The organism is Virgisporangium aliadipatigenens, assembly GCF_016863615.1.
In the GTDB taxonomy this organism is placed as follows: Bacteria; Actinomycetota; Actinomycetes; order Mycobacteriales; family Micromonosporaceae; genus Virgisporangium; species Virgisporangium aliadipatigenens.
In genome coordinates this window covers 1-26,730 of record NZ_BOPF01000028.1, presented here as the reverse complement: position 1 = coordinate 26,730, position 26,730 = coordinate 1, and the positions used below count along the sequence as shown (strand labels likewise).

General features: G+C 73.8%; 24 protein-coding genes and 1 pseudogene. 18 read left to right on the top strand and 7 right to left on the bottom strand.

Annotation, left to right across the window (positions count from 1 at the left end):
• Nucleotides 1-7 precede the first annotated feature (7 nt).
• Together Val02_RS31635 and Val02_RS31630 are read right to left on the bottom strand one after the other, a co-directional pair.
• A complete protein-coding gene (locus tag Val02_RS31635; RefSeq protein ID WP_203902924.1) occupies nt 8-748 on the bottom strand; it encodes a M48 family metalloprotease in 741 nt (246 codons plus the stop codon).
• Nucleotides 748-1,095: pseudogene (locus tag Val02_RS31630) on the bottom strand (BlaI/MecI/CopY family transcriptional regulator); the annotation flags it as partial. The gene Val02_RS31635 and the pseudogene Val02_RS31630, both read right to left, overlap by 1 nt.
• Nucleotides 1,096-1,161: 66 nt before the next feature.
• Between Val02_RS31630 and Val02_RS31625 the strand changes: the two are divergent.
• The 5 genes from Val02_RS31625 (at nt 1,162) to Val02_RS31605 (ending at nt 8,904) form a co-directional block, all read left to right on the top strand.
• Entirely contained in the window at nt 1,162-1,695 is a 534-nt protein-coding gene (locus Val02_RS31625; RefSeq protein ID WP_203902922.1) for an alpha/beta fold hydrolase, read from the top strand.
• Nucleotides 1,692-2,756 carry an LLM class flavin-dependent oxidoreductase gene (locus Val02_RS31620; protein WP_203902921.1) on the top strand — a complete coding sequence of 355 codons (1,065 nt, stop codon included), beginning with the start codon at nt 1,692-1,694 and terminating at the stop codon, nt 2,754-2,756. The genes Val02_RS31625 and Val02_RS31620 overlap by 4 nt, the downstream gene beginning before the upstream one ends.
• Nucleotides 2,753-3,319, top strand: coding sequence for a flavin reductase family protein (locus Val02_RS31615; protein WP_203902920.1), 567 nt, complete (start codon nt 2,753-2,755; stop codon nt 3,317-3,319). Before Val02_RS31620 ends, Val02_RS31615 begins: the two co-directional genes overlap by 4 nt.
• Nucleotides 3,320-3,368: 49 nt before the next feature.
• The gene (locus Val02_RS48340) at nt 3,369-8,156 is read left to right on the top strand and encodes a HEAT repeat domain-containing protein (RefSeq protein WP_203902919.1); all 4,788 of its coding nucleotides are present in this window, start codon (nt 3,369-3,371) and stop codon (nt 8,154-8,156) included.
• A gap of 445 nt (nt 8,157-8,601) precedes the next feature.
• A complete protein-coding gene (locus tag Val02_RS31605; RefSeq protein WP_203902918.1) occupies nt 8,602-8,904 on the top strand; it encodes a helix-turn-helix domain-containing protein in 303 nt (100 codons plus the stop codon).
• A gap of 122 nt (nt 8,905-9,026) precedes the next feature.
• Here Val02_RS31605 and Val02_RS31600 read toward each other — a convergent pair whose 3' ends face one another.
• A complete protein-coding gene (locus tag Val02_RS31600) occupies nt 9,027-9,323 on the bottom strand; it encodes a hypothetical protein (RefSeq protein ID WP_203902917.1) in 297 nt (98 codons plus the stop codon).
• Between the two features lie 128 nt (nt 9,324-9,451).
• Here Val02_RS31600 and Val02_RS31595 point away from each other — a divergent pair, with 128 nt between their 5' ends.
• Nucleotides 9,452-10,318 carry an NAD-dependent epimerase/dehydratase family protein gene (locus tag Val02_RS31595; RefSeq protein ID WP_203902916.1) on the top strand — a complete coding sequence of 289 codons (867 nt, stop codon included), beginning with the start codon at nt 9,452-9,454 and terminating at the stop codon, nt 10,316-10,318.
• Here Val02_RS31595 and Val02_RS31590 read toward each other — a convergent pair.
• A complete protein-coding gene (locus Val02_RS31590; RefSeq protein ID WP_203902915.1) occupies nt 10,303-11,673 on the bottom strand; it encodes an SWIM zinc finger family protein in 1,371 nt (456 codons plus the stop codon). The genes Val02_RS31595 and Val02_RS31590 overlap by 16 nt on opposite strands.
• 34 nt (nt 11,674-11,707) lie before the next feature.
• Nucleotides 11,708-12,481, bottom strand: coding sequence for an IclR family transcriptional regulator (locus Val02_RS31585; RefSeq protein WP_203902914.1), 774 nt, complete (start codon nt 12,479-12,481; stop codon nt 11,708-11,710).
• A gap of 178 nt (nt 12,482-12,659) precedes the next feature.
• Here Val02_RS31585 and Val02_RS31580 point away from each other — a divergent pair, with 178 nt between their 5' ends.
• The 11 genes from Val02_RS31580 (at nt 12,660) to Val02_RS31530 (ending at nt 21,583) form a co-directional block, all read left to right on the top strand.
• The gene (locus tag Val02_RS31580) at nt 12,660-13,841 is read left to right on the top strand and encodes a 4-hydroxybenzoate 3-monooxygenase (RefSeq protein ID WP_203902913.1); all 1,182 of its coding nucleotides are present in this window, start codon (nt 12,660-12,662) and stop codon (nt 13,839-13,841) included.
• Nucleotides 13,842-13,844: 3 nt separating this feature from the next.
• Nucleotides 13,845-14,639, top strand: a complete 795-nt coding sequence (locus Val02_RS31575; protein WP_203902912.1) for a CoA transferase subunit A — start codon at nt 13,845-13,847, stop codon at nt 14,637-14,639.
• Nucleotides 14,636-15,388: a CoA-transferase subunit beta gene (locus Val02_RS31570; protein WP_203902911.1), complete on the top strand. Its 753-nt coding sequence runs from the start codon at nt 14,636-14,638 to the stop codon at nt 15,386-15,388. Before Val02_RS31575 ends, Val02_RS31570 begins: the two co-directional genes overlap by 4 nt.
• Complete coding sequence (pcaH, locus tag Val02_RS31565) at nt 15,385-16,098, top strand: protocatechuate 3,4-dioxygenase subunit beta (protein WP_203902910.1); 714 nt, start codon at nt 15,385-15,387, stop codon at nt 16,096-16,098. The genes Val02_RS31570 and pcaH overlap by 4 nt, the downstream gene beginning before the upstream one ends.
• A complete protein-coding gene (gene pcaG / locus Val02_RS31560) occupies nt 16,091-16,666 on the top strand; it encodes a protocatechuate 3,4-dioxygenase subunit alpha (RefSeq protein WP_203902909.1) in 576 nt (191 codons plus the stop codon). The genes pcaH and pcaG overlap by 8 nt, the downstream gene beginning before the upstream one ends.
• Nucleotides 16,659-17,960 carry a 3-carboxy-cis,cis-muconate cycloisomerase gene (pcaB, locus tag Val02_RS31555; protein ID WP_203902908.1) on the top strand — a complete coding sequence of 434 codons (1,302 nt, stop codon included), beginning with the start codon at nt 16,659-16,661 and terminating at the stop codon, nt 17,958-17,960. Before pcaG ends, pcaB begins: the two co-directional genes overlap by 8 nt.
• Nucleotides 17,957-18,715, top strand: a complete 759-nt coding sequence (gene pcaD, locus Val02_RS31550) for a 3-oxoadipate enol-lactonase (RefSeq protein WP_203902907.1) — start codon at nt 17,957-17,959, stop codon at nt 18,713-18,715. Before pcaB ends, pcaD begins: the two co-directional genes overlap by 4 nt.
• 4 nt (nt 18,716-18,719) lie before the next feature.
• Entirely contained in the window at nt 18,720-19,091 is a 372-nt protein-coding gene (pcaC, locus tag Val02_RS31545; protein WP_239153477.1) for a 4-carboxymuconolactone decarboxylase, read from the top strand.
• Between the two features lie 22 nt (nt 19,092-19,113).
• Nucleotides 19,114-19,761 carry a hypothetical protein gene (locus Val02_RS31540; protein ID WP_203902905.1) on the top strand — a complete coding sequence of 216 codons (648 nt, stop codon included), beginning with the start codon at nt 19,114-19,116 and terminating at the stop codon, nt 19,759-19,761.
• A gap of 76 nt (nt 19,762-19,837) precedes the next feature.
• The gene (locus tag Val02_RS31535) at nt 19,838-20,254 is read left to right on the top strand and encodes a hypothetical protein (protein WP_203902904.1); all 417 of its coding nucleotides are present in this window, start codon (nt 19,838-19,840) and stop codon (nt 20,252-20,254) included.
• Between the two features lie 45 nt (nt 20,255-20,299).
• The gene (locus Val02_RS31530; RefSeq protein ID WP_239153476.1) at nt 20,300-21,583 is read left to right on the top strand and encodes an alpha/beta hydrolase; all 1,284 of its coding nucleotides are present in this window, start codon (nt 20,300-20,302) and stop codon (nt 21,581-21,583) included.
• Nucleotides 21,584-21,731: 148 nt separating this feature from the next.
• On the opposite strand, the gene Val02_RS31525 is transcribed toward Val02_RS31530, so the two are convergent.
• Nucleotides 21,732-22,424, bottom strand: a complete 693-nt coding sequence (locus Val02_RS31525) for a TIGR03089 family protein (protein WP_203902903.1) — start codon at nt 22,422-22,424, stop codon at nt 21,732-21,734.
• Nucleotides 22,425-22,478: 54 nt separating this feature from the next.
• Nucleotides 22,479-24,971 carry an enoyl-CoA hydratase/isomerase family protein gene (locus Val02_RS48565; RefSeq protein ID WP_308440033.1) on the bottom strand — a complete coding sequence of 831 codons (2,493 nt, stop codon included), beginning with the start codon at nt 24,969-24,971 and terminating at the stop codon, nt 22,479-22,481.
• Nucleotides 24,972-25,096: 125 nt separating this feature from the next.
• Here Val02_RS48565 and Val02_RS31515 point away from each other — a divergent pair, with 125 nt between their 5' ends.
• The gene (locus tag Val02_RS31515; RefSeq protein ID WP_203902902.1) at nt 25,097-26,284 is read left to right on the top strand and encodes a methyl-accepting chemotaxis protein; all 1,188 of its coding nucleotides are present in this window, start codon (nt 25,097-25,099) and stop codon (nt 26,282-26,284) included.
• Nucleotides 26,285-26,730: the final 446 nt, after the last annotated feature.

Below are 26,730 nucleotides of genomic sequence, written 5' to 3'. Positions count from 1 at the left end.
GAACCTACTACAGGCCGTAGTAGGTGCTCGCCACGGGGGCGAACGCGTACAGCACGGCCGACATCAACAGCAGAGCCCTGACCCACACCGGTAGTACGCGCGGCGGCAGGTCCAGTCGCCGCAGCCGGGCCGGAATCCCGGTCGAGGCCGCCGCCAGGCCCATCTGCGGGGGGATCCCGCCGGCGATCCGGCGCAGCGCCGCCCGCACCGCACGCCGCCCGTGCCGGCGCACGGCCTGATCGTCCGCGCACATCTCCACCAGGGTCGCGACCGCCGCGTGCGCCCCCGGCGCCAGCCGGCCCAACGCGGCGAACGGCAACAGCGCCAGGTCGTGCCGTTCGCGCAGGTGCGCCCGTTCGTGGGCGAGAACGGCCGACAGCTCCGCCGCCGACAGCGCGGCCAGCGCACCGGCGCTGATCACCACTCCTCCGGCCCGCCCCGGCAGGCAGTACACCAGCCGCCCCGGATGGTCCACGACCAGCGAACCGTCCGCCGAACGGCGCGCCACCAGCCGCAACAGGCGCAGGTGCCGTCGCCGGCCGCGGGCACGGTGGCCGTATCCCCAGAGAAGAAGAACGAGAACGGCGCAGAGTGCGGGCGGGAAGAGGCCGACCACGGCGGCGGCCACGCCCGCGGTGACCAGGTGCCACACCGCGATCGCCGTACGGGGCGCGCGGGCCGGCCAGCACGCGCGGACCAGGGCCGGCCAGACGAGGGCGCCGATCGCGAGAACGCCGACCTGGGTCATGACTTCTCGCGCAGCGCGGCGCGCAGGGTCGCGGCCTCGTCCGGGCTGACCGAGTCGGCGAAGTGCACGAGCGCCGCGTCCCGGCTGCCCGCCAGGGCCAACGCGTCGAGCATCAGCCGCGCGATGTACTCCTCGCGGTCGTGAACGGCCCGGTACGACCAGGCCTTGCCGTCCCGCTCACGGCTGACGAGACCCTTGCCGGCCAGCCGGTCGAGCACCGTCAGCACCGTCGTGTACGCCGGGCCGCGGTCGTCGAGGCGGTCCACCACGTCCCGCACCCGGACCGGACCGGGGGCGGCCCACACGGCCTCCATGACCGCGCGCTCCAGGTCACCGAGCCCGCGCATACTACGGAATGTAGTAGGTGGTGTCGGTGGGGCGCGTGCGGGGTGGCCGCGTAGGGTTTTCAGCCTATGGATGCGCAGCCGGCCGACGACGTTCGCGGGCTCCGGCCCGGCCGCGACGAGGTGATCGCGCTCGGGCCGGCGGACGGGCTTCCGCTCTCCGGGATTCGCGTGGTCGGGTTGTCGCCGCCGGCCGACCGCCCCGCCCGGGAGACCGCCGCCGCGCTCGCCGACACCGCCGGCCCCGGCCCGCACCGGATCCTCGGCCGGGACGCCGTCGCCCTGTGGTGGGCCGTCGACCGGCCGGAATCGGTGGTCTCACTGGTGCTTGAGGCGCCCACCGCCCTGCACGAGGAGCCGCTCGACGAGGACCTGATCGCCCGGCTGCCGGGGTGCGAGGTGCCGGTGCTGGTGCTGTTCGGGCACGCCGACCCGCAGGCGCATCGCGGGCGGGCCTACCGGCGGCTGCTGCCGCGCTGCACGTACGCGCTGGTCCACGGCGCCGGGGCGGACGTCCGCCGCGACCGGCCCGCACAGTACGCGCGAGTGGTCGGCGACTTCCTCGCCCGGGACGTGCTGTTCGCCATCGGCGGCGACGCGTGAAGTTCTCCGCCTTCAACCCCTTTCCCGTCTACGGCACCGAAGCGGACCCGGCGCGCTGGCCGGTGCCGCCGCGCTACTCCGCCCCCGGCCTGGCGGGTGACGGGCTGGCGCGCGCGTGGGAGCTGTGCGACCTCGCCGACGAACTCGGGTTCGACTACGTGAGCGTGGCCGAACACCACTACCACCCGCGCCAGATGACCCCCAACCCGCTGCTGATGGCGGCGGCGCTGAGCCAGCGGCTGCGTTCGGCCGGGGTGGCGGTGCTCGGCGTCGACCTGCCGCTGACCAACCCGCTGCGCACCGCCGAGGAACTCGCCGTCCTCGACGTCCTCACCGGCGGGCGGCTGCTGGTGGGGCTGTTCCGCGGCGCGCCGAACGAGTTCCTCGCCTACGGTACCGACCCCTACCGCTCCCGCGAGGCCTACGAGGAGGCGCTGGACCTGGTGCGGGCGGCGTGGACGGAGCCGGAGCCGTTCGCGTGGATCGGCCGGCACCACGAGTACCGGACCGTCGCCGTGTGGCCGCGTCCCGTGCAGCAGCCGCATCCGCCGATCCTGGTCGCCGGCAACACGCCCGCGACCGCCCGGTACGCGGCCCGGCAGCGGTGCCGGTTGGGGCTGTCGTTCGTCTCCGCGGCCCGGGCCGCCGCGCTGGTGGCGGCGTACCGGGAGGAGGCCCGGGCCGCCGGGTGGGAACCTACCGCCGACGACGTGCTGTGCCGGCAGTTCGCGCTGGTCGCCCCCTCGGACGACGAGGCGGACGGGCTGGTGCGGCGGTACGGGTACGGGGATCTGACCGCGATGCGGGCCGTCAGCGATCCGCGCGTCTCCCGCGAACTGACCCGCGCCTTCGGCGGCACCGCACCGTCCACTGTGGACGTTCTGCCGGCGGGGCCGATGTTCGTCGGCTCGTCCGCCACCGTCACCGCACAGGTGCGGGACTTCGTGACGGCCACCGGCGTGGGCATTCTCGACCTGGCGTTCAACGAGCTGAACCTGCCGTTCGCACACGCCCGCCGCAGCCTGGAGCTGTTCGGCCGCGAGGTGATCGCCCGGCTATGAGCGTCGACCCCCAGGTGTTCCGCGCGGTCATGGGTTCCGTGGCCACCCCGGTCACCATCGTCACGGCCGCCGGGCCGCACGGCGCGACGGTCAGCTCGTTCGCGTCGCTGTCGCTGCGGCCGCCGATGGTGCTGCTCGCCCTCGACCTCTCCTCGCACCTGCTGGAGGCGGCCAAGCGCAGCCGCCGCTTCGGGGTGAACATCCTCGCCGCCGGGCAGGGCGATCTCGCGCTGCGGTTCGCGCGCAAGGGCGACGACAAGTTCGCGGGCACGCACTGGTTCACCGACGACGGGTTGCCGCGCTTCCCCGCCACGGCCGGATGGCTGGCCTGCGAACTCACGTCGGTGCTGCCGGGCGGCGATCACGAGGTGCTGTTCGGCACGGTGGTGGGCGCCGCCGAGGAGCCGTCGCGTCCGCCGCTGACGTATCACCGGCGCACGTTCGGCACGCACACGCCGCGGCCGGAGCTGGGGCCGCTCGCCGACCGGTTCCCGCACGCGGCCGGCGGCCTCGACGACCTGCCCGGACGGGCCGTCCCCGACGTGTACGACTGGGGCGATTGACCGCGTTATATCGCTGGGGCGGGTGTTCGGACGCGCCTACGATCGGCCGATGGATACGCACCGGGCGCTGCTGCGGCTCGCCGCCGAGCTGCCCGGGCTGCCGCCGGGCGCGGTCCGCCTGCCCACCGACCTCGCGGGCCTGCGACCCGAGTCGGCGCTCCTGCTCGCCGAGCTGTACCGGCGGTACGCGCACGAGCAGCCGTGGCCGGACTGGCGCGCCGCCGACCTCCCGCCCGGCGTACGGGTCGCCTGGCTGCGCGCGGCCATCCGGCACGATCCGGCGCTGCTGCGCACCGAGCCGCCGAGCGAGCTGTTGCACCAGGCCGTCGCCGGTCTCGATCCGCGCGACACGCGCCGTCCGGACATCTTTCTTTCCTTGATGGAACGGGTTGTGGCCCGTCCGCACGAGCCCCTCGGCGGCACGGTCGAGGAGATCCTGAGCGTGGCGGCCCGGGACCCGCTGCGGTACGCGCCGGCGGCCGTCGAGGCGTTCGTGGGGCTGCACCGGCGGGGCACCTTTCCCGACGACGCGCGGGTGCCGGACATTCTGGCGCTGGCGCTCGCCGACCACACCGTCGCGGCGCTCGACGTCGCCGCCGTGCTGTACGTCGGCCGGGCCGCCGCGCTGCGCCACCTCACCGACGCGCCGCCCACCTCCCCGGACTGGCCGCGCCGCCTCGAACTCCTGCTGGCCCTCGCCGCCCAGGGCGTCGGCGACCTGCCGATCGGCGCGGCGATCACGGCTGTCCTGCCGGACGCACCCGACCCGGAGCCCTTCCTACGCGCACTGGCCGAACTGCGCTACGCCCCCGCCGAGGAGGCGGTACTGGCCGCGTTGCCCCGCAGCCCGTCAGCGGCGCTCGAAGCGTTGGCGGCCCTCGGCGGGACCCGCACCGTCGAGGCGCTCGGCACCCTGCTCGGCGCCGACCCGGCCGCGCTGTCCGGCCACGCCACCACCGTCCCGTCCGACCCCGGCACGGGCGCCCCGACCGGCGGGCGCGCGACCACCTCGTCCGGCGCCGGCACGCGCGTCCCGACCGGCACGAGCGCCACCACCTCACCCGACCCCGGCACGGGCGCCCCGACCGGCGCAGGCACGACCACCCCGCCCAGCCCCGGCACGGGCGCCCCGGCCGGCGCGGGCGCTACCACCTCGTCCGGCCCCGGCGCGGGCGGCTCGGATCGGGACGGCCGGGGGCTGGCGGGACTCGCGCCGGACGGGGCGATTCCCGGGTGGCTGCGTCCGATCCGCAAGCGCGCCGTGGAGGTGTGGTGGCTGCTCGGCCCGCCCGACCGGGCCGCCGCACTGGCGCTCCTCGACCCGCGCGACCTGCCCGCGGCGGTGCGCAGGGACCTGGGCGCGCCCGACCCGCACGAGGTGGCGGTGCTCGCCACGGCCCTGGCCCAGGACGTCCCGCCGGTGCGGGTGCCCGCCGGCCGCATCCGGCCTGGCGGCGCCGGCGCCGGCCACACAGCGTGGCTCGAGCTGAGCGGCCAGCATGACGAGTACACGAGCCGCGCCCAGCCGACGCGTGCGGCTCTCGGCGGACGGCCCGGCACCGGCGCGGCTCCGGGCGCGCGGTCCGATGCGGATGCCGCCGTGGCGGCGCTGTGCGCGTTGGCGGAGGTCGGTGACGCGGCCACCCTGCCCGTGATCGCCGACCTGCTGCACCGGGTGGTGGTCGACCTGGCGGCCGTTGCGCCACAGGACTTCGCGCCGGCCGTTCCGGTCGAGGCGGTCAACGCGATCGCCGGGCTCGGGCGTCGGCTCTGGGCGCGGGGCAGGATCCGGCCGGCGGCCCTGATGGACGCGGCCGACGCCACCGGCGCGGGCCACGCGCTCGTCGCGCACCTCGCACTCGACCTGCTCGAACGCCCCGAGCCCGCACCGGGCGAACGGCCGATCCTCCTCGACCTGCTGCGGCACGCCCCGTACGCGCGCACCCACGCCCGGGTGCACCACCTGCTGCGCGACCCGGAGCCGGAGGTCCGCCGCCGGGTCGTGGCGCTGCTGGCCCGGCGCGCGCCGGTGCTGTCGGCCAGTCTGATCGCGTTGACCCGTTCCGACGATGACGGCACGGTCCGCGAGGCCGTGACCGCTCTCGGCGCCGCCCGGGCACGCTGGGCGGCCGAGGCGATCGCCGCCTGCCTCGAACATCCCGCGATGGCGGTGAAGAAGGCGGCCGCCGAGGCGCTGGTCGAGGCGGGCACCCCGGCCGTGGCGCCGGCGCTGGTGGGCTGGCTGGGGCGGCACGACAACCGCGGGTTCCGGCTCGTGCTGCGCAAGGCGCTGGCGGCAGTGCTCGGCGAGAACTGGCCCGAGGCGTTGCTGGCGGCGGCGTCCGGAGCGGATCCGCGCACGCGTGAGCTGCTGCTCCTCGCGGTCGACCGGGCGCTCGACACGGCCCAGGTGCGCCGCTTCGCCGAACGCGCACCCCGCTCCGCCACGCCGCAGGCGGCCGCCTCGCCGAGCGGCCCGGCACAGGAGGCCGCCTCGCCGAGCGGCCCGGCACAGGAGGCCGGCGAAGGCTCCGCCGCAGCGCGGGCCGGCGACTCGCGGGGCGCGGCGGCCCCGGACGGCACGCGCACCGCCGCGGCGCGGGACGATGCCTCACCGGCCGGCGCTTCGTCGGCCGCTCCGTCGGTGGGTGGCGTGCGCCCGGCGGCCTTGCCGCGGGAGGACGGCCCCCAGGATGCCGGGCCCGGCGTGGGCGGTGGCGCCGGTGCGCGTTCCGGCGAGGGCAGTGGCGCGGGTGCGCACTCCGGCGTGCGCGGTGGCGCGGGTGCGCGTGACGGTGTGGGGCCCGTGGCGGGCGGGGATCCCGTCGTGGCCGAAGCGCTGCTGCGGCTCGTCGCCGAGCGGCGGATCGGGCTGCGCGGCGGCGCGCTCGGCGACCTGGCCGGGATGTTCGCGGCGTTCGGGGTCGAGGTGCCGGTCGAGCCGGCGCGCGATCCGGTCGATGTCGACATCGACGCGCTCGCCCGCGAGGGCTGGCAAACGGAGCGGGCCCTCCGCATCGCCGGTGCCGGGCCGCTGCCGGACGCCGAGCGGCTGCGACCGGTGCGGGCGTTCCTCGCGGACTGGCTGTGGCTGGCCGGCTCCTGCGAGGCGTCGACCGCCCGGGACGTGCTGCGGCTCGTCGTCGCGATGTGTCCGCCGCCGTGGACGGAAGCGGAGCTGGGGCACTTCTTTCGGGGGGTGCATGCGCTGATCGGGGCTCTGCGCGACACCGCCGACCGCGGGAGTCGGGAAGGGCTGCTCGCGATCGTGGCCGCCGTCGGGCCGAGGCTCGGGCCGGAGGCGGCGTTCGAGGTGGTGGGTGCGCTGCGGGAGCCGAACGTGTGGCACGTCGGGCAGCTGTCGGCCCTGCGCGCGTGCGGGGCGGTGATCGTGCGCAGCGATCTCGAACGGGCCCTCGACGGCGCCGGCCACGGGCCGGATCCCTGGAAGGCGCGGCTGCGGGTGCTGCGCGAGGCGTTCGGGGAACCGGTGCCGCTGCGGCCGCCGCCCGTGCACGAGGTGCGGGCGTGGCGGGCCGCTCTGGATGCCGCCGCGCGCGTCGACGGCACCGTGGCCGGGTTCCGGCGTGAGGGGAGGCACCCGGCGGACTCGCGCACCGTTCTCGACGGGCTCATCGAGGCCTACCCGCACGCCCGTGCCGACGCCCGCCCGGCACTCCTCGACTGGATGACCGACCTGCAGCCGCTCGACGCTCCACAGTGGACACTCTTGGAACGGCGCGGCCACCCCGAGAAGACGCCGCCCGAGCGGACGCGTTCCACGGTGGAGGGTCGACGGCTGCGCGACGCGCTGCACGCGGCCGACCCCGCCGAACGCGACACCGCCGCGAAAACCCTGCTCGCCTGGCCGGAACCGGAGTACCGCCGCGCCGTGCTGGAGGCGTTCCTCGACGGGCGGGTCGCGCTGAGTCCCACCGCGGCGTTGGCGTCCACAGTGGACACCTCCGTGCTCGACGCGCACCCGCGGGTCGATCGCGTCGCCGCCCTGGTGCAACGGCTGGCGCCGGAACGGCGCACGGCGTTCGCGCCGTGGCTGCTGGAGCAGTGGCGGGGCGGCCGGACCGAGGCGCGCGGCGCCCTGCGCACGGTGCCCGCCGACGCCCTCGCCGATTTGCTGGCCGACCGGCTCGCGGCCGGCGACCGCGGCCTGCTGGACCTGTTCGCCCACCGGCCGCTCCTGCGCACTCCCGCGCTCGTGCGCTTCCGTGCCGCTCTCGCCGAGGCCGGCGACGACCCGGAGGCGCTGATCCTGGTCGACGGCCCGCTGCGCGATCCGCAAGCCGGGGCCGACGACGCCGAACGCCTTGCCGCGCTGCGCCGGCCGGACCGGCAGGCGCGCCCGGCCGCCCCCGACCGCGCGGAGTGGATGGCGCGGGCCAAGGACGGCGACCGCCGCGCCCTGAACGCCCTCCTGCGCGACGCGCACGAAGACGACCCCGCGCTCGTGGCGCTCGTCGACGACCTGCTGCACCACCCGGAACCGCGCGTCCGCCTGCACGCGCTGCGGCTGTCCCGCCGGGTGCTGGAGCGGGCGGCGTACCTGCGGCACGCGGCGATCCTGCTCGACGACCCGCTGCCGGACGTGGTGCGCCGCGCGATCCTGTCCGTCAGCCACGGCGGGTACGAGGCGGCGGTGCCGTTCCTGGTGCGCCTCCTCGAGCACCGGCACCCGATCGTCCGGCGCACCGCCGCTGAAGGCCTGGTCCGCCTGGGCCCGGTCGCCGTGCCGGCGCTGCGCCACGCCGAGGGGCGGGCCCGCCCGGACCGCCGCGCCCGCTACACCGAGGTGCTGAGCGCCGTCGCCGAACGTCCGTAGGGCAGCGGTGACAGCGCCCGGGAGTGCCCGGGCCTCCTGAACGACCGGCTGGCGCGGGGCATCCGCGCCCGGCAACGGCCACGAGAAAATCTACGCGCCGATCGCTAGATTTTCTGGTGCTCGTCGGTTAGCCTTTCTAACGTTGCGTGTGAAGGTTCGACAAAGGACACCTTCGTGCGCACAGCATTCAGCGCAAGAAGATTGAGGAAAGGGAGGGCCGTACACCGTTGGATCGCCCGCTGCCGGCCGCACTGACGGCCGGGTGCGGACACCGCAGTCCCATCGAGAGAGGTGGTGCTCCGGTCACGCTTACGCGATCACCGCACAAGAGGCCGTCCGGCCACGTGCGGACAGAGCAAGCCGACAGTCTGTCGGTAATGGTGTTTCTGACCCGTTGACCCTGGGCCCCGGCGCAAGCGCCGGGGCCCTCGTTCATGGAGGTGGCATGGGCCAATCCGACGACATGCTCGACGACGACGACTACCCCGCCTACACGATGGGCCGCGCCGCGGACATCGTCGGCTGTTCGCAGGACTTCCTTCGCCGGCTCGGCGACGCGCAACTGATCGACCCGCACCGCTCCGCCGGCGGCCATCGCCGCTACTCACGCAGCCAGCTGCGCCTTGCCGCCCGGGCCTACCAGATGTGCGAGCAAGGCACCGACATGGCCGCCGCCTGCCGCATCATCACCCTCGAGGACCAGCTCGCCGAAGCCCGCCGGCACAACGCGTCCCGCCCCGCCCACTGATCGGCCGACGCGGCGCCGACCACGCCACAGTCCCCGGCGATCCGGCCGCCCGGGAGCGGCAGGCAGCCGAGACACGAAAACGGCGGCCCCGCGAAGGAGCCGCCGCCCGGGTGATCAGTGGGTCAGGCGCGCTGACCGGTGAGCGCGAAGGCCGGGAACGCCGCCGCCTTGGCACTGCCGCTCAGCGCGTCGCCCGCCACGTTGACCGTGAAGGTGAGCGTCACCGGGATCGGCGAGGTCAGCGAGAGCTTCCAGGTGGCCTCGTCACCGTTGACCGACCCGTCCTGGATCGGCGTGGAGTTGCCGCCCTGCGTGGCCGTGCCGGTCAGCTTGTCACCGTCGGAGGCGAGGTCGAAGTCGGCGTTCTGCTTGCCCATCGGGGTCTGGATCTCGACCTTCCACTTGCCGTCGATGCTCACAGCGGGTCTCCTGTCGATAGGTCGGCGTATCTACTCACGAGTAGGTTAGCGCGGCCGGGCGCCGGACGCGGGCCCGCCGGCCAGATTTCGACCGCCTCCCCGCGTCGCGGCCGGGTAAGACTGGTGCCGTGAACACGTACCGCATCGCAGTGACCGGTGGCAGCGGCAAGCTCGGTCGCGCCGTCGTCGAGGAGTTGACCGCACACGGCCACGAGGTCGTCAACCTGGACATCCAGGCGCCGCGCACCCCGCAGGGGCCGCACACGCGCGTCGACCTCACCGACTACGGGCAGGTCGTCGGGGCGCTCGCCGGCATCGACGACCGGCACAGCGGGCTCGACGCCGTCGTGCACCTCGCCGCGATCCCCGCGCCGGGCATCGCGCCCAACGCGGCGATCTTCGCCAACAACCTGACCGCCAGTTACAACGTCTTCGCCGCCGCCCGCGTCGCCGGCATCAAGCGCATCGTGTGGGCATCGAGCGAGACGGTGCTCGGGCTGCCGTTCGACGTGCCGCCGCCGTACCTGCCCGTCGACGAGGAGTACCCGGCCCGGCCGGAGAGCACGTACTCGCTGGGCAAGCACCTCGAGGAGCAGATGGTGGCGCAGTTCTGCCGCTGGGACCCCGAACTGACCGCCGTCGGCCTGCGCTTCTCCAACGTGATGGAGCCCGGCGACTACGCCGCGTTCCCCGCGTTCGACAGCGACCCGCGCAAGCGGATCTGGAACCTGTGGGGCTACATCGACGCCCGCGACGGCGCCCAGGCGGTGCGGCTCGCCCTGGACTACGAGCGGCCGGGGACGGAGGTGTTCGTGATCGCCAACGCCGACACGGTGATGAGCCGCCCGAGTGCCGAACTCGCCGCCGAGTACTTCCCGGACACGCCCGTCAAGCGGCCGCTCGAGGGGACCGAGACGCTGCTCTCCATCGACAAGGCCCGGCGGCTGCTCGGCTACACGCCGCGCCACGCCTGGCGGGATCAGCTCGGCGGCTGATCGGCGGGAGCGAAGGCGGGCGCGTCCTCGGCCACGGTGCCGGCGAGCGCGGCCCCGGCGAGGGATACGGCGAGCGCGTGCTTGCACGGCCCGCGCCCGCCCCGGTAGCGGCCCCACCACTCGCAGGTGCAGGTGAACGCCGCGCCGTCGCGCCGCACCCGGTAGGCCCGCTCGCCGCTGCGCACCGTCGCGACCGCGCCGTCGCCGGCCTCGACCGCGCCCGCCTCGACGAGTGCGCGGGCGGCCACCAGGCGGGGATTGTCCCGGGCCGCGCGCGTGGCGTCGTAGGGCAGCACGCGGTGGAAGTACGCCGCCTCGGAGACGTCGTAGCCGACCTGCCCCGCGGTGCCGAGGCGGATGAGCGCGGCGCGGGTCCGTTCGACCGGAATGTCGGCGCGGGCCGCAAGCACGGCGACGTCCACGGTCGGGTCCCACGCCAGGAGGGAACCGATCAGCTCGGCGTCCTCGTCCTCGGCGTCGGCCAGCGACGGCAGCACCGCCCCCTCCCCGGAGAACCCGCGCCGCGGCTCCGGGGAGAGGGTCAGCGACAGCCGCAGCGCACCGGTGTCCAGCTCCCAGGTGCTCGCGACCGGCGCGTTGCCGGCCCCGACCGGCGGCCCGTAGACGCGCAGCGCGGAGGCGAAGCGCAGCAGCGGCCGCAGCGCCGCGAGCCGCCCCGCGCCGGCCAGGCACACGGCGCCGGGCACCGGCCGCGAGGTGAGCCGGAGCGCGCGGCCCGCCGGCACCGCCCACAGCACCGACGTGTCCCGCCCGGCCGGCAGCCGGTGCAGGAAGGCGCGGGCCTCGGCGATGTCCAGCTCGGCCCGCGGGTCGAACGCCGACGCGATCACCGGCACCTCGGCGAACCCGCGCAGCCACCGGTCGGGCAGCGGCACCTTCCGCTCCACCACGGCACCGTCCATTGTGGACACCGTCAGGTCGTCCGGCCCGACGCTCAGGTGCAGCGGCTCCAGGCCGGTGACGTCGGTCAGCGCGCGGCGCAGCGGGTCGTTGACGTCGACGTTTGTCGTGCCGGGTCCGAGCACGTCGCCGTCGAGGCCGGCGGGGAGCACGTCGAGCCGGGCGTAGACGCCGCAGCACCCGGAGAACGACTCGAAGCGCAGCCGGTCGGCGCTGCCCGTCACGACCGGGTCGAGGCCGGCGGGATCGCGCGGCCGGTAGTAGCGGGTGCGGGCCACCTCGGCGACGGCGAGCAGCCCCAGCGCAGCCGGCTCGGGCGTGGTCAGGAACCCGGTGAAGAAGCGCGGGAACCGGCCGTCGGAGGAGGTCTGCAGGCGCAGGTCGCGCCCGGCGAGGCTGGACTCGGCGAGGTACGCGTACGCCTGGATGGTCACGGGCACACGCTAGACCCGCGGTACGACAGAAAGTTCAGGTCGGACGGCGCAGCGCGCGGGGTGCCCCGAGTGCCCGGGAGACCCCCCGCGCCGCGGCCCGCACCACCGGCGTGTACGGCGCGGGAGGTTCGCTCGCGGGGATCACGATCGACAGGGCCGCGGCCACCTGGTCGGTGCGGTCGAAGATGGGCGCGGCCACCGAGAGCGCGTCCAGGTCGACGCCGCCCTCGATGATCACGACCCCCTCCAGGCGCACGGTGGCGAGGACCCGCCGCAGCTCGTGGGCGCTCGTCACGGTTTTTCGGGTGAACGCCCGCAGCGGCCCCGCGAGCACCTGTTCCTGCACGTCGGCGGGGGCGAACGCGAGCAGGGCCAGCCCCACGCCGGTGGCGTGCAGCGGGAGCCGGCCACCCACCCGGGAGATCACCTTGACGGCGCCACGGCCGGAGAGGCGTTCGACGTAGAGCGCCTCGACACCGTCGCGCACCGCGAGCTGGACGTTCTGGTGGGTGGCCTCGTAGAGGTCCTCGAGGAACGGCATCGCCCGTTCCCGCACGCCCAGGCCGCGTGGTGCCAGTGCGCCGACCTCCCACAGCCGCAGTCCGATGTGGTACCTGGCGTCGTCGTCGCGTTCGAGCGCGCCCCAGCGGACCAGTTCGTCGATCATGCGGTGGGCCGTGGCGAGCGGGAGTCCGACCCGGCGGGCGATCTCGGACAGGGTGAGCCGCGGTTGTTCCGCCGTGAACGCCTCGAACACGCGCAACAGCCGCGCCGTCACGGAGACCCCCGGCTCCCTGCGCGTGCTCATGCCGCCGCCTCGCTCCGCTCACCGGCGCCACGAGACGCGAGCGCACAGAGCCCCACGATTCGCTCCGGCAAGCCTCCGCTCATGAACGCCATCCTGCCTTCCGTTCAACGGAAACGCGAGCGGAGTCGGGTAGCCGGTCGACGCAAAGTGGGCCAACACCAGAACGAGGAGGCACCCTGTGCGGACCCGCGTGGGCATCGTCGGTGCGGGCCCGGCCGGCCTCATGCTGGCCCACCTGCTGCGCCTCGCCGGCATCGACTCCGTCGTCCTCGAACGGCGCAGCCGTGAGTACGTCGAGAAGCGGGTGCGCGCCGGCGTGCTCGAGCACCCCACGGTCGAGCTGCTGCGCGAGACCGGCGCCGGTGAACGCCTGGACCGCGAAGGGCTGCCGCACCACGGCTTCGCGCTGCGCTTCGACGGGGTGGACCACCGGGTCGACCTGTCCGGGCTGACCGGCCACCCGATCACGGTCTACGGGCAGCAGGAGGTGGTGAAGGACCTCATCGCGCTGCGCCTGGCCGCCGGGGAGCCGCTCCTGTTCGACGTCTCCGACGTGGCCCTGCACGACCTCACCACCGACGCCCCGCGCATCACCTGGCGCGGCGCCGACGGGACCGCCCAGGAGCTGACCTGCGACGTCGTCGCCGGCTGCGACGGGTTCCACGGGGTGGCCCGGCAGTCGATCCCGCAGAGCGTGCTGACGATCTTCGAACGGGCGTACCCGTTCGCGTGGCTGGGGGTGTTGGCGCGGACCGCACCGTCGGCCGACGAACTGATCTACACGTACCATGAGCGCGGGTTCGCGTTGCACAGCATGCGTTCGCCGGAGATCACCCGCCTGTATCTCCAGGTGCCGCCCGAGGAGGACATCGCCGATTGGTCCGACGCGCGCATCTGGGACGAGTTGAGCGCCCGGCTGGCGACCCGGGACGGGTTCACGCTGACGAGCGGGCCGATCCTGGACAAGGGCGTCACGCCGATGCGCAGCTTCGTCGCCGAACCGCTGCGCCACGGGCGGCTCTTCCTGGCCGGCGACGCGGCTCATATCGTTCCCCCGACCGGGGCCAAGGGGATGAACCTGGCGATCGCCGACGTACGCCTGCTCGCGCGGGCCGTCGAGGAGTTCGTCCGCAACAAGGACGAACGGCTCCTCGACAGCTACTCCGCCGACTGCCTCAAGCGGGTCTGGCGCGCGGAGCACTTCTCCTGGTGGATGACGTCGATGCTGCACCTGGCGCCGGACGCGGACCCGTTCGACCGGCGGCTGCAACTGGCGCAACTGCGCTACACGGCCGCCTCCGACCCGGCCCGCACCAGCCTCGCCGAGAACTACGTCGGTCTCGCGTACGAAAGGCTCTGACGCATGGCGGAACTGGTCTCCCTGCACGACGCCGTCGCGGAACTCGTCCGTGACGGCGACACCGTGGCGCTGGAGGGCTTCACGCACCTGATCCCGTTCGCGGCGGGGCACGAGATCATCCGGCAGAAGCGGCGGGACCTGACGCTCGTGCGCATGACGCCGGACCTGGTCTACGACCAACTCATCGGGGCCGGCTGCGCGCGCAAGCTGATCTTCTCCTGGGGCGGGAACCCGGGCGTGGGCTCGCTGCACCGGTTCCGGGACGCGGTGAAGGACTCCTGGCCGGTGCCGCTGGAGCTGGAGGAGCACAGCCACGCGGGCATGGCGAACCGGTACGTGGCCGGCGCGTCGGGCCTGCCGTTCGCGGTGCTGCGCGGGTACGTGGGCACCGACCTCGTGCACCAGACGGAGACGATCAAGCCGATCACGTGCCCGTTCACCGGGGAGGTGCTGACGGCCGTCCCGGCGCTCAACCCGGACGTCGCGATCGTGCACGCGCAACAGGCCGACCGTGCGGGGAACGTCCAGCTGTGGGGCATCGTCGGCGTGCAGAAGGAGGCGGTGCTGAGCGCACGGCGTTCCCTCGTGACGGTCGAGGAAGTGGTCGACCGGCTGGAGCCACGGCCGGGCGCGGTGGTGCTCCCGTCCTGGGTGATCACCCGCGTGGCGCACGTGCCGGGCGGCGCGCACCCGTCCTACGCCCACGGCTACTCGGTGCGGGACAACGAGTTCTACCAGAAGTGGGATCCGATCGGCCGGGACCGGGAGGCCTTCACACGGTGGCTGGAGGATCTATGAATGCGTACTCCGCTGACGAGATGATGTCGGTGGCGGCGTCGCGGACGTTGCGCGACGGGGCGGTGTGCTTCGTCGGGATCGGCCTGCCGAGCACCGCCGCCAACCTGGCCCGCCGCACGCACGCGCCAAACCTCGTGCTCATCTACGAGTCGGGCACGATCGGCGCGAAGCCCGGCCACCTGCCGCTGTCCATCGGCGACGGCGTGCTCGCCGAGACGGCCGACTCGGTGGTGTCCGTGCCGGAGATCTTCAACTACTGGCTCCAGCCGGGCCGGATCGACGTGGGATTCCTCGGTGCCGCGCAGCTCGACCGGTTCGCGAACATCAACACCACCGTCATCGGCGGCGACTACCGCGATCCGAAGGTGCGGCTGCCGGGCGCCGGCGGGGCGCCGGAGATCGCGGCCTCCTGCAAGGAGGTGACGGTGGTGGTGCGCCAGAGCCCCCGCGCGTTCGTCGAACGGGTCGACTTCGTGACGAGCGTCGGCGCCAAGCGGGACGGGCTGGGCTTCCGGGGCGCCGGGCCGCGCCGGGTGATCACCGATCTCGGGGTCCTCTCCCCCGACCCCGACACGGCGGAGCTGACGCTGACCGCGCTGCACCCGGGCGTGACCGTCGAGCAGGCGCGCGACGCCACCGGCTGGGACCTCGCCGTCGCGGCCGACCTGGAGACCACCCCGCCGCCCACCGCCGAGGAACTGAAGATCCTGCGCCACCTCGAAGCGACCAAGGGAGGGGTTTCCGCGTGAAACTGCCGTCGTACGTGCGGCCGGACGGGGTTCATCCGCCGCTGCTCAGTCCGGAGTACAAATCCACGGTCCTGCGCGCGCCGTCGCAGAAGCCCGTTCTGCTGCCGCATCGGCTGACCGAGATCACCGGGCCGGTGCTGGGCGAGGACCGCGTCACGGCGGACGACGCCGACCTGACCCGGGACAGCGGCGGCGAGGCCGTGGGGCAGCGGATCATCGTGCTGGGCCGGGTGATCGAGTCCGACGGGCGGCCGGTACCGGAAACGCTGGTGGAGATCTGGCAGGCCAATGCGGGCGGTCGCTACAGGCACGCGCGCGACACCTGGCCCGCGCCGCTGGACCCGCACTTCACGGGCGCCGGGCGGGCCCTCACCGACCGGGACGGCGGGTTCCGGTTCCTGACGATCATGCCGGGGGCCTATCCGTGGGGCAATCACCACAACGCCTGGCGACCGGCACACATCCACTTCTCGCTCTTCGGGCGGGCGTTCACGCAGCGGCTCGTGACGCAGATGTACTTCCCGGACGACTCGCTCTTCGCCCAGGATCCCGTCATGAACTCGATCCGCGATCCCAGGGCCCGCAAGCGTCTGGTGTCGCGCTTCGACCTGAGTGCCACGGAGCCCGAGTGGGCGTTGGCCTACCGCTGGGACATCGTGCTGCGCGGCGCCGAAACGACGCCGTTCGAAGAGGAGGGGGACGATGACTGAGACCCCGGCCATCACCGCCTCGCAGACGGTGGGGCCGTTCCTGCACATCGGGCTGCCGTGGGAGGACGGGCCGTTCGTGGTGCCGTCCACTGTGGAGGGTGCGTTCACCATCACCGGCACCGTGTACGACGGCGCCGGGCAGCCCGTCCCGGACGCGCTCATCGAGACCTGGCAGGCCGATCCCGACGGGCGCTTCGACCACCCGGACGACCCGCGCGGCGCGGCGAAGTCCACAGTGGACGGTTTTCGCGGGTTCGGGCGGTGTCCCACCGGGCCGGACGGCACGTACCGGATCGTCACGGTGAAACCCGGCGCGCTGCCGGCCGGCGGCGGGGCCGTCGAGGCGCCGCACCTCGACGTGTCGGTCTTCGCGCGCGGGCTGCTCGACCGGGTCGTGACCCGCCTGTACTTCCCCGACGAGGAGGCCGCCAACGCCGCCGACCCCGTTCTCGTCGGACTGCCGGATCCGAGCCGCGCCGGTACCCTGGTGGCGACCGCGGTCGAGGGCGGATACCGGTTCGACATCCGGCTCCAGGGCGAAGGGGAGACAGTCTTCTTCGATGTCTGATCCACTGTTCGGTGGGCTGTTCAGCACTCCCGAGGTCGACGCGCGGGTCGGTGCGACGGCGTGGCTGCAGGCGATGCTCGACTTCGAGGGTGCGCTGGCGCGGGCCTGCGCGCGGGCGGGACTCGTTCCGGCCGCCGCCGCCGAGGCGGTGTCCGCGGCGTGCGTGGCCGATCAGTTCCCGATCGGCGAGATCGGTCGGGAGGCGGTGTCGGCGGCGACGCCCGTTCCGGCGCTGGTGAAGCACCTGACCGCGCGGGTGCCGGCCGACGCGGCGGTAGCCGTGCACGTGGGCGCCACCAGTCAGGACGTCGTCGACACGGCCATGATGCTGGTGGCGCGTTCGGCCACGGAGCCGGTGCTGGAGGATCTCGCCGTCGCGGCAGACGCGCTCGCCGATCACACCGAGCGCCATCGCGACACGGTCATGCTCGGACGGACGCTGTTGCAGCAGGCGTTGCCGACGACGTTCGGGGTGGTGTGCGCGGGGTGGCTGGTGGCGCTGGACGAGGCGCGCACCCGGCTCGCGCAGGTGCGGCGGGAGCGGTTGGCGGTGCAGTTCGGCGGGGCGGTGGGCACGCTCGCGGCCCTCGGTGACGCCGCGCCGCACGTGGCCGCTCTTCTCGCGCAGGAATTGGGGTTGCCGTCGCCCGACCTGCCGTGGCACACCTCCCGGTCCCGGGTGGCCGAGCTGGCCGCCGCGATCGCCGTCGTCACGGGCGCCGTCGCGACCGTCGCGCTGGACGTCACGTTGCTGTCCCAAACCGAGTTGGGGGAACTGGCGGAGGGCGCACCCGGCGGTTCGTCGGCCATGCCGCACAAACGCAATCCGGCCCGCTCCACCCTCGTGACGGCGTGTGCGCACCGGGTACCCGGACTCGTCGCCTCGATCCTGGCGGGGCAACCGCAGGAGTTACAGCGTTCCCCCGGAAGATGGCAGGCGGAGTGGGGTGCCGTGACCGATCTGCTCAAGCTGTGCGGCGCGGCGGCGGCCCACCACGGCGACCTCGTCGCGGACCTGCGGGTCGACGCGCGCCGGATGCGGTCCAACCTGGACGCGGCCGGCGACCTCTACATGGCGGAGAACGTCGTCACCCGGCTCGCCGCCACCGTCGGCCGGCAGGAGGCGCGGGAGATCGTCGCGGCGGCGGTGGCCAAGGCCCGCGCGGACGACGTCTCCCTGCGGGTGGCGCTGGACCGCCCCGAACTGGCCGACGCCTTCGACCCCACCTCCTACCTGGGTTGGGCCGGCCTGCTGGTCGACCGCGCCCTGACCGCGCACGGAGAAAACACATGAGCGAGCTCGACTACGACCTCAGCGGGCCGGACGGGGCGCCGGTGCTGGTGCTCGGCGGCTCGCTGGGCAGCACCCGCGCGATGTGGGAACCGCAGCTCGCAACGCTTTCGGGCGTGCGGCTGCTGCGCTACGACCACCTGGGCCACGGCGGCTCGGCGGTCCCGCCCGGTCCCTACTCCCTCGACCGGCTCGGCGAGGAGCTGCTGCTCCTGCTGGAGAAGGTGGGCGCCGCGCGGGTCTCGTACGCCGGCCTCTCCTTGGGCGGCATGGTCGGCATGTGGCTCGCCGCGCACCATCCCGACCGGGTCGAACGCCTCGCCCTGCTCTGCACCGCGGCGTTCCTGCCGCCCGCCGCCGGCTGGCTGGAGCGGGCCCGGCTGGTGCGCGCCGAGGGCACCGGCGCCGTGGCGCCCACGGTGGTGAGCCGCTGGCTGACGCCCGCCTACGCGTCGGCGCATCCCGACGAGGTGCGGCGCCTCCAGGAGATGATCGCCTCGACGCCGCCCGAGGGGTACGCGGGCTGCTGCGAGGCGATCGCCGCGATGGACCTGCGGCCGGTCATCGGCCGGATCAGCGCGCCGACGCTGGTCATCGCGGGCCAGGAGGATCCCGCCACGCCGCCCGAGCACGCACGGGCGATCGCCTCGTCGATCCCGGGCGCGCGGTTCGCGTCGATCCCCGATGCCGCCCACCTGGCGAGCCACGAGCAGGCCGCCACCGTCAACCACCTGCTTCGGGAGCACTTCCTTGGATGAGGGCATGCGGGTGCGGCGCGAGGTGCTCGGCGACGCGCACGTCGATCGCGCCGTGGCGAACACCGACGACTTCACGGCCGACTTCCAGGACCTCATCACCCGCTACGCGTGGGGCGAGATCTGGGCCCGGCCCGGCCTCGACCGGCGCACCCGCAGCGTGATCACCCTGTCGATCCTCACCACCCTGCGGGCCGAGGAGGAACTGGCGATGCACGTGCGCGCCGCCCTGCGCAACGGCCTCACCCCGGACGAGATCCGCGAGGTGCTGCTCCAGACGGCGATCTACGCGGGGGTGCCGGCGGCGAACACGGCGTTCAAGGTCGCCCAGGGGGTGCTGCGCGAGTCGGATGACGGCGGCGACGATCGTTCCGCTTGACAGCTAGGGCACCATGCCTGGCATGGGCTATCCGCCGCCTCCCTACCCGATCGACCCGCGCGACGTGCGGCCCAGCCGCGCGTGGTACCTGGTCGCGACCGTCATCGCGGTGCTCGGCATCGTCGCCGCGCCGCTGCTGGTGGTGCTCGGGTTCGCCTCGTTCGGGTCGGCGATCGGGCAGCTGCCCAGCCTCGACACGCAGTTCAACGGCGGCGCCGCGACGACCGTGGAGCTGACGGCCGGAAAGAAGTCGGCGATCTACGCGGTCGTCCTGGAGGACACGGCGGGCTCGGCGGGCGCCACGTGCACGGCCACGCCGGTCTCCGGCGGCACGATCGACCTGAGCCCGCTCAGCTACGACGCCAGCGCCACCGCCGAGGGCAGCACCTGGTCGATCCTCTACGAGATCACGGTCAGCCAGGACGGCCAGTACTCGATCACCTGCACGTCCAACACGCGCGTTCCGGGGACCGATGTGTACGCGATCGGCGACTCCATCGAGGTGGGCGGCTTCATGGCGCGCGTCTTCGGGGGCGCGGGGGCGTTCGTGGGGGCGATCGCGGTGCCGTGCGTGGGACTCTTCATCGCCCTGATCATCGCGATCGTCACCGGGGTGCGGCGCAGTTCGCACAAGGCCCGGCTGCAGCGGGAGCGCATGGGCTACCGGTGACCGGGCCGGCCGGGGTGCACAGGGTGCGGCCCGCCCTGGGGACAACCGGCGTGCGGGTGCCCTAGCGTCCTTCGGCATGAGACTGCCGTTCCGCGTCGAGACCTGGCGCCGCCTCCTGTTCGCGCTCCTCTCCCCCGCCGGGTGGCTGGTCTGCCTGGTGCTGGTGATCGTCGGACGGCGTTCGGCGGCGGCGCGCGTGCTGTCGGCGGTCGGCCGGGGCACTCCGTCCCCGAAGGCGGCCCTGCTCGCACTGCCGGTGCATCTTTTCGCGTCGGGACTGGCCGCCTATGTGGTCGCGGGGCTGGTGCTCAACCTCGCCTACCCGGTCCGCGTCGACGGTCCCGATTCGCTGTCGAACGCCTGGGGCGGGCCCAGCCTCGCCGGAGCCTGGGCGGTGCACGCCGTCGGCGGTTTTCTCGTCTTCGGCTACCTCGGCCTGTGGATGGTGTCGCGGGCGCAGGGATTCCAGGAGCGGCTCATCTATCGACGCTGACCGTTGCGGGGTATCTTCACCGACAGTGCAGAATGGAGGCTGCCCGTGAAGATCCACCGTCTGATCCCGGTCCTCGCGTTGCTAACCACTTTCCTGTCGAACCCGGCCCTCGCCGACACCCCGGTGAAGCACCGGCCGATCGTCTTCCTGCACGGGAGCGCCGGTTCGGGGCTGCAGTACGAGACCCAGGCCAAACGCTTCGCCGGCAACGGCTATCCGGCCGAGTACATCGAGGCGCACGAGTACGACTCACCGAACATCGCCGCTGTCCTGCCGGACGTCTACGCCGGCCTCGACGCGCGCATCGGCCGGCTGCTCAGCGCCACCGGCGCCGACCGGGTGGACCTGGCCGCGCACTCGCTCGGGACGTTCGTGATGCAGGGGTATCTGAACAGTTCCCCCGCCCGCGCCGCGCGCGTCGCCCACTACGTCAATCTCGACGGGCGCACCGCCGCCGCGCCGCCCGGTGGCGTGCCGACGCTGGCAATCTGGGGCGAGGGCGACCAGACCCGCGCGATCGCCGGCGCCACGAACACCTACCTGCCCGACCAGTCGCACACCCAGACCGTGACGTCACAGGAGAGCTTCGTCGCGCAGTACACGTTCTTCAACGGCTCCGCTCCGCGGACCTCGCAGGTGAAGCGCGGCCCGACGACGTTGGCCGGCCGGGCCGTCCTGTTCCCCAGCAACGCCGGCGTCACCGGCGCGCGGCTGGAGATCTACCGGGTCGGCGCGCTCACCGGCCACCGGCTCAGCCACCGGCCGCTGCACACCTACGAACTGAGCGGCGACGGCGCGTTCGGGCCGTTCCGCGCCGATCCGGACGCCCGCTACGAGTTCGCGATCGTCTACGCCGGTGGGCAGACGCACCACCTGTACTTCCAGCCGTTCCGGCGCACCGACCGGCTCATCCGGCTGCTCACCAGCCGCCCGGGCGAGGGCATCGGGGCGCTGACGGAGACCGGCCCGCACCACTCGAACCTGACGATCAGCCGCAACAAGGAGTGGTGGGGCGATCAGGGCGAGGCCGGCGACGCCGTGTTCGTCAACGGCACGAACGTCCTCAACGCCGCCAACTCCCCGCGGGTCAAGCGGGTCATCGGCATGTTCGCCTACGACGCGAACGTCGACCGGGTCACCGACCTGAGCGCGCCCATCCCCGCGTTCTACAGCCAGACCTTCATCACCGGGATGGACGTCTACGTGCCGGCGAGGGGCATCGTCGCGCTGGCCGTGCGACCGCGCGGCGGCGGGCTCGACGTCGTCAACGTGCCCGCTTGGCCCTCTGACCGGCACCGCATCGGCGTGCAGGTCAACGACTACCGGTGAAAGAGCCGGTGCCCGGACGATGCACGCCCGGGCACCGGATCCCCCCGGTTGTGAAGAAGGCTCAGCGTTTCGATCCTTCGCTCTCGGCGACCCTCGGGCCAGGCGATCCGGCGGCAGGACGCCGGCAGGTTCGCGCACCGGTGCCGCGCTACAGGATGCGGTTGGCTCCCTCGGCCGCCGCCCGAACGTCCACAGTGGACCGATCGAGCCCGGCGACCACCACCACCGACGCCCCGACGGACAGCGGCGCGAGCAGCCACCGCAACGGCTCCTCGACCTCGGCCGCGTCGACGAGCACGCGGTCGCCGGCCCGCAGGTCCAGCCGGTCCGCCAACTCCCGCGCCACCGCCCCGAACTGCCGGAACGTCGTGCCGTCGGGATGCGCCGCGTCGGCCGCGCCGATGGTCGCGTACGCCGGCAGGCTGTCCGGGAACCGTTGCGCCTCGGCGAGGAAGTCCCGGTAGCCCGCGGGCGCCTCCCCCAGCAGCACGAACCTGTGCCGCGCCGGAGGCACTTCTTCCAACCACGAGTCGAGCCGTGTGCGCGTCACGAACACCGCGTCGCACTCGGCCTTCTCGAGCCCGGCCGTCGACCAGCGGTGGTACGACACCGGGATCCCCGCCGACCACGCGCCCAGCATGATCGCCGCCGTCTGCCAGTGCGCCGGCGCCAGAACCCCCACCCGACTGCTCGCGTCGAGCCCGCAGCCCTCGTGCAGCAGCCCGGCCACCCGCGCCGCCCACCCGGCCAGCTCACCCGCGCTGAGAGCGACCCGCTCCCCGGTGGTGTCATCGCAAAAGGTGAACTGCTTCTGGTCGCTGTGGACCGGTGCCCCGCTCACGCCGGCCCACGATACGGGACACCTCGGCGCGTCGCGCAACCGAACTTACATCGATCACTGCTTCCGCTTCTTGGTCACCGGAGCCGTGGCGCGAACCGGCGCGGCCGGCAGAATCGGGGCGACGGCCGTCGGGGCGTCCTCGTCGGCGGCCTCCTCCGGATCGGACCCTCGGGCATCCTCGGGGGCGGCCGCCTCGGCGGGGGCGGAGGGCTTGTCCGGGGCCGCCGGAGGGGATTGTGCGGGATCGGCCTCCGTCGGCGGGGTCGGGCGGGGCACGGCCGGGCGGACCGTCGGCACCGCCGCCGAGCCGGCCGGGGTGGCGTGACTCCGCACCGAACCCGACGCGGGCGGGTGCATGGCGCCGCGGCCCGACACCCGGGCGGAAGCGACGGCCGACACGCCACCGAGGCCGAACCCTGGCCCCGATCCGGCGGATGAGCCCTCCGATGCCGACCCAGCGGGTGAGTGCTGCGACACGGGTCGCGTGCCGTCGCCGGTGGGAGGCCTGGTGGCGGCTGACGAGGTGGGCAGTGCGGCTCGGCCGGAGATTGTCGGTGCCGATCGCTCGGCAGAAGTCGGGGCTGCGGAGGGGCCGGGCGCGGCGGGTGGCTTCGAGCGGTCGGCTGCGGAGGCCTGCGTGGCGGATGGTGTCGATTCCGGGGTAGTGCCGGGGGGCGTCGGGTCCGCGCTCGGGGTGGTGTCCGTGGCCGGCACCTGTGCGGTGGGTTCGGAGGCGGCGGCGCCGGGCCGGTGGGCGGGGACGGATGCCGACACGGTGGCCTTCGGGAGCTGCGGGCGGGGGGCGGATGCGGCGGCTGCGCCGGCCGGGGTGGAGGCGCTCGACGCCCCCGCGGTGGAGCCTTCGTGCCGTGCCGGGCGCTCGCGCGAATGGGCCTCCCCGGCCGCCTCGCTTCCCGGGGTGGAGATGCCGCGCGGGGCGGGGCGGTCGGAAGGCGGGGTACCCGTGGCGAACGGGCTCACCGGTGCCGCAACGGCGGTGGGGATGTCCGCCGGGGAGGGGGCCGCTGGAGATGACGCGCCGGCCGGCGACGGGGCTGCGGGCGGCTGCGGCGTGACGACGCCGGGCTGATCGGGCATGGGGACCGGGGTCGCCCACGCGACCGGAGGCGGCGGCGCCTGCGGCGGGAAGACCGGCGCACCCGGCGAGGACAGGCCGGCCGGAGGCGCAACCGGCGATCGGGGAGCCGCCGCCGGGTATGGCGCCGTCGGCGTGTGCGGCGCCGTCGACGTCTGCGGCCCGGCAGGCGTGTGCGGCGTCGGCGGCGTGTGCGGCCCGACAGGAGTCTGCGGCCTGTGTGGCGTCGGCGGTCCGGCCGGGGACTGCGGTGCTTCCGGCGATTGGGACCCGGTCGGCCTGCCCGGAGCGGCCGGGGACTGCGACGCGGGCGCCTCCGAGGGCTGTGGGGCGATCGGTGCATGCGGGGCTGTCGGTGCGGATGAGCCGGAGGGCGCCGGCTGCGGTGCCGGGAGAGTGGGCCAGCCGCCTTCGCCGGGGACCACCCCGTCGCGATACACCGCACCGGGTGGCGCCGACGGAGCAGCACCCGGGCCGTCCGTTGCTGTCGGCGCACCGGTCGGACCCGCCCAAGCCGCAGGGCCGACACGCTCCCCGGGCGAGCCCGCCTGGGCCGCAGCGGCAGGTGCGCCAGAGGGGGCCGACCAGGCCGCAGGGCCGGCAGGCGCGCCGGGCGAAGTGGCAGGCGGAGTCGCGGGGGTGGCGGCTCCAGGTGGGGCCGGTGCGGTGGCCGGGGACCAGGTGAAGCGGGGGGCACGGCGTTCCTGGAAGGCGGTTACGCCCTCGGCGGCGTCCGGACCCACCACGGCCTGGTGGTACCAGTGCGCGACCCGGGCGGGGTCCATCTCGCCCCGGGCCGCCATCTCCACGATGTCCTTGCTGGCGGCGAGCGTGAGCTGAGAGCGGTTCGCGATGACGCGGGCGAAGGCGTCCACCCGGGTCGCCAGTTGATGCGCCGGAACGATCTCGTCGACCAGGCCCATCGCGAGTGCGCGCTGGGCGTCGACGAGTTCGGCGGAGAAGAGAAGGTATTTCGCTGACGACGGGCCGATGAGGTCCACCAGGCGGCGGGTCGTCCGGGCGGGGTAGACGATGCCGAGCTTCGCGGGCGGGATGCCGATGCGCGTGCCGGCCGCCGCGAAACGTAGGTCGCAGGCGACGGCGAGCTGACAGCCGCCGCCGACGCAGTAGCCGTTCAGCTGGGCGAGGGTGGGCTTGGGGAAGGATGCCAGTTTTTCCTCGGCCACCGCGGCAAGGCCGCCGTCGTCGGTGCCGCCGAGGTCACCCAGATTGGTGATGTCGGCCCCGGCGCAGAACGTGTCGCCGGCCCCGCGCAGCACCATCACCCGAACGGAGGAGTCGGCGGCCAGCCGGTCCAGCAGAACGCACAGGTCGTGCCACATCGCGGCGGTCATGACGTTCCGCTTGGTGACGTTGTTGATCGTCACGGTGGCGACGGGGCCGAGCACGTTCAGTTCGAGACGGTCGGGACGCGGTCCTGGCTGGCTCATGCACACCATCCAACCGCAGCCACGGGAGTGTCGCCGGACAGGCCCCCGCGCGTTCGGAATTTTCACACCAATCTGCTGCAAGTCGCTCGTTGCCAGACGATGTGCATGCCCGAGGGAGGTGTCGTGTGTTCTACCGACCGATCGAGGTGCTCTCGGCCAAGGCGCGGGCGTTCATCAGTCGTGCCCTCTGGACCTGGAGCGTGGTCGGTCTCGCGATCATCACCTGGTGGATCACCGGCGATGTGGCGCCGACGCTGCCGGCCGGGTCGGAAGCCCGCGCCGGCCTCGAACGCCTCCACGTCAGCGCGGTCTTCTTCGGCCTGTGCGGCCCGATCGCCCTGTACTTCGCGAAGTCCGCGGTGCGGACCACGATCGACGGAATCGTGACGGTCACGACGGCGATCACGAAAGCCGCTCAGGGGGATCTGACCCAGCAGATCCACATGGAGGGGAAGTTGGAGCTCGGGCTGATGGCTCAGGCGTTCAACGGAATGGTGAAGCAGGTCGGCGCGACGGTGAGCGGCGTGCGCGAGGCCGCGGAACGACTGGCCGAATCCTCCGTCTCCCTCAAGGAGGCGAGCAGCATGATGACGGCCACGGCGGAGGAGACGGTCGCCCGGCTGAGCACGGTCAAGTCGGAGGCCGACGGGACCAGCGGCGAACTCGGCATGGTCGCCCGCGGCGCGGAACAGATGCGGGTGGCCATCGACGAGATCAGCGCGACGACGGACGCGGTCTCCTCGGCGGCCGGCGGCGCGGTCGACAACGCGCGGCTGGCCGCGGAGAACGTCGAACGCCTGCGCGAGCAGAGCCTGCAGATCGGCGACGTGGTCCGTTCGATCACGGCGATCGCCGCCCAGACCAACCTCCTGGCGCTGAACGCCACCATCGAGGCCGCCCGCGCGGGTGAGGCGGGGCGCGGCTTCGCGATCGTGGCCGGCGAGGTGAAGGATCTCGCGGAGGCGACGGCGAAGGCGACCGAGGAGATCACCCGCCGGGTGGAGGAGATCCAGTCGGGGATGGACGGCGCGGTCTCGGCCGTGCACCAGATCACCGAGGTGATCGGCACGATCTCGACGCATCAGGAGTCGGTCGCCTCGACGGTGGTGCAGCAGGGCGCCAGCACGGCCGCGGTGGCGGCGAGCGCGACGCGGGTGGCCGAGAGTTCGGGGTCGATCACCGACGCGATCGCGACGATCAGCGGCGCCGCGGACGAGAGCCGCGCCGCCTCCAACGAGACCTACCGCGCGGCGACCGAACTGTCCGCGATGGCCACCGAGCTGTCGAAGCTCACGGCCGTCTTCCGCACCTGAAACCCACCTCCGCCCACCGGTATCGGCGCGGTCCGGGCCTCCCCCCGTGGGGTCCGGACCGCTTCGTATCCGGCGGGTGTGCGCCCGGGTGTCCGCGGGTTTCGCACACCGCGTTTTCCACAGTCCGGGGGCCGAACGGCCGACCTGTCAGCCGACACCCCTACGACGAACACTCTCCGCTACGAAACAGGCTCGGAAAGTCAGATCTGAATACGCACCGTACAGATGTTGCGTCATCGCAGAGCCGCGCTTGAGCTTCCGCTGAGCCTCGCCGACGACAGTCGATGACGGATACCGAAGACGAGACACCAGATCCCACCCCACGCCAGTTGCAGTCCATGGAAGGAACCCGGTCGATGAGATTCAAGAAAGCAATCGTGCCTCTGATTGCGATAGCCGCTGGTTCGGGGTTTCTGGTGTGGTCCTCGGGCGTGGCCGCCGCAGCA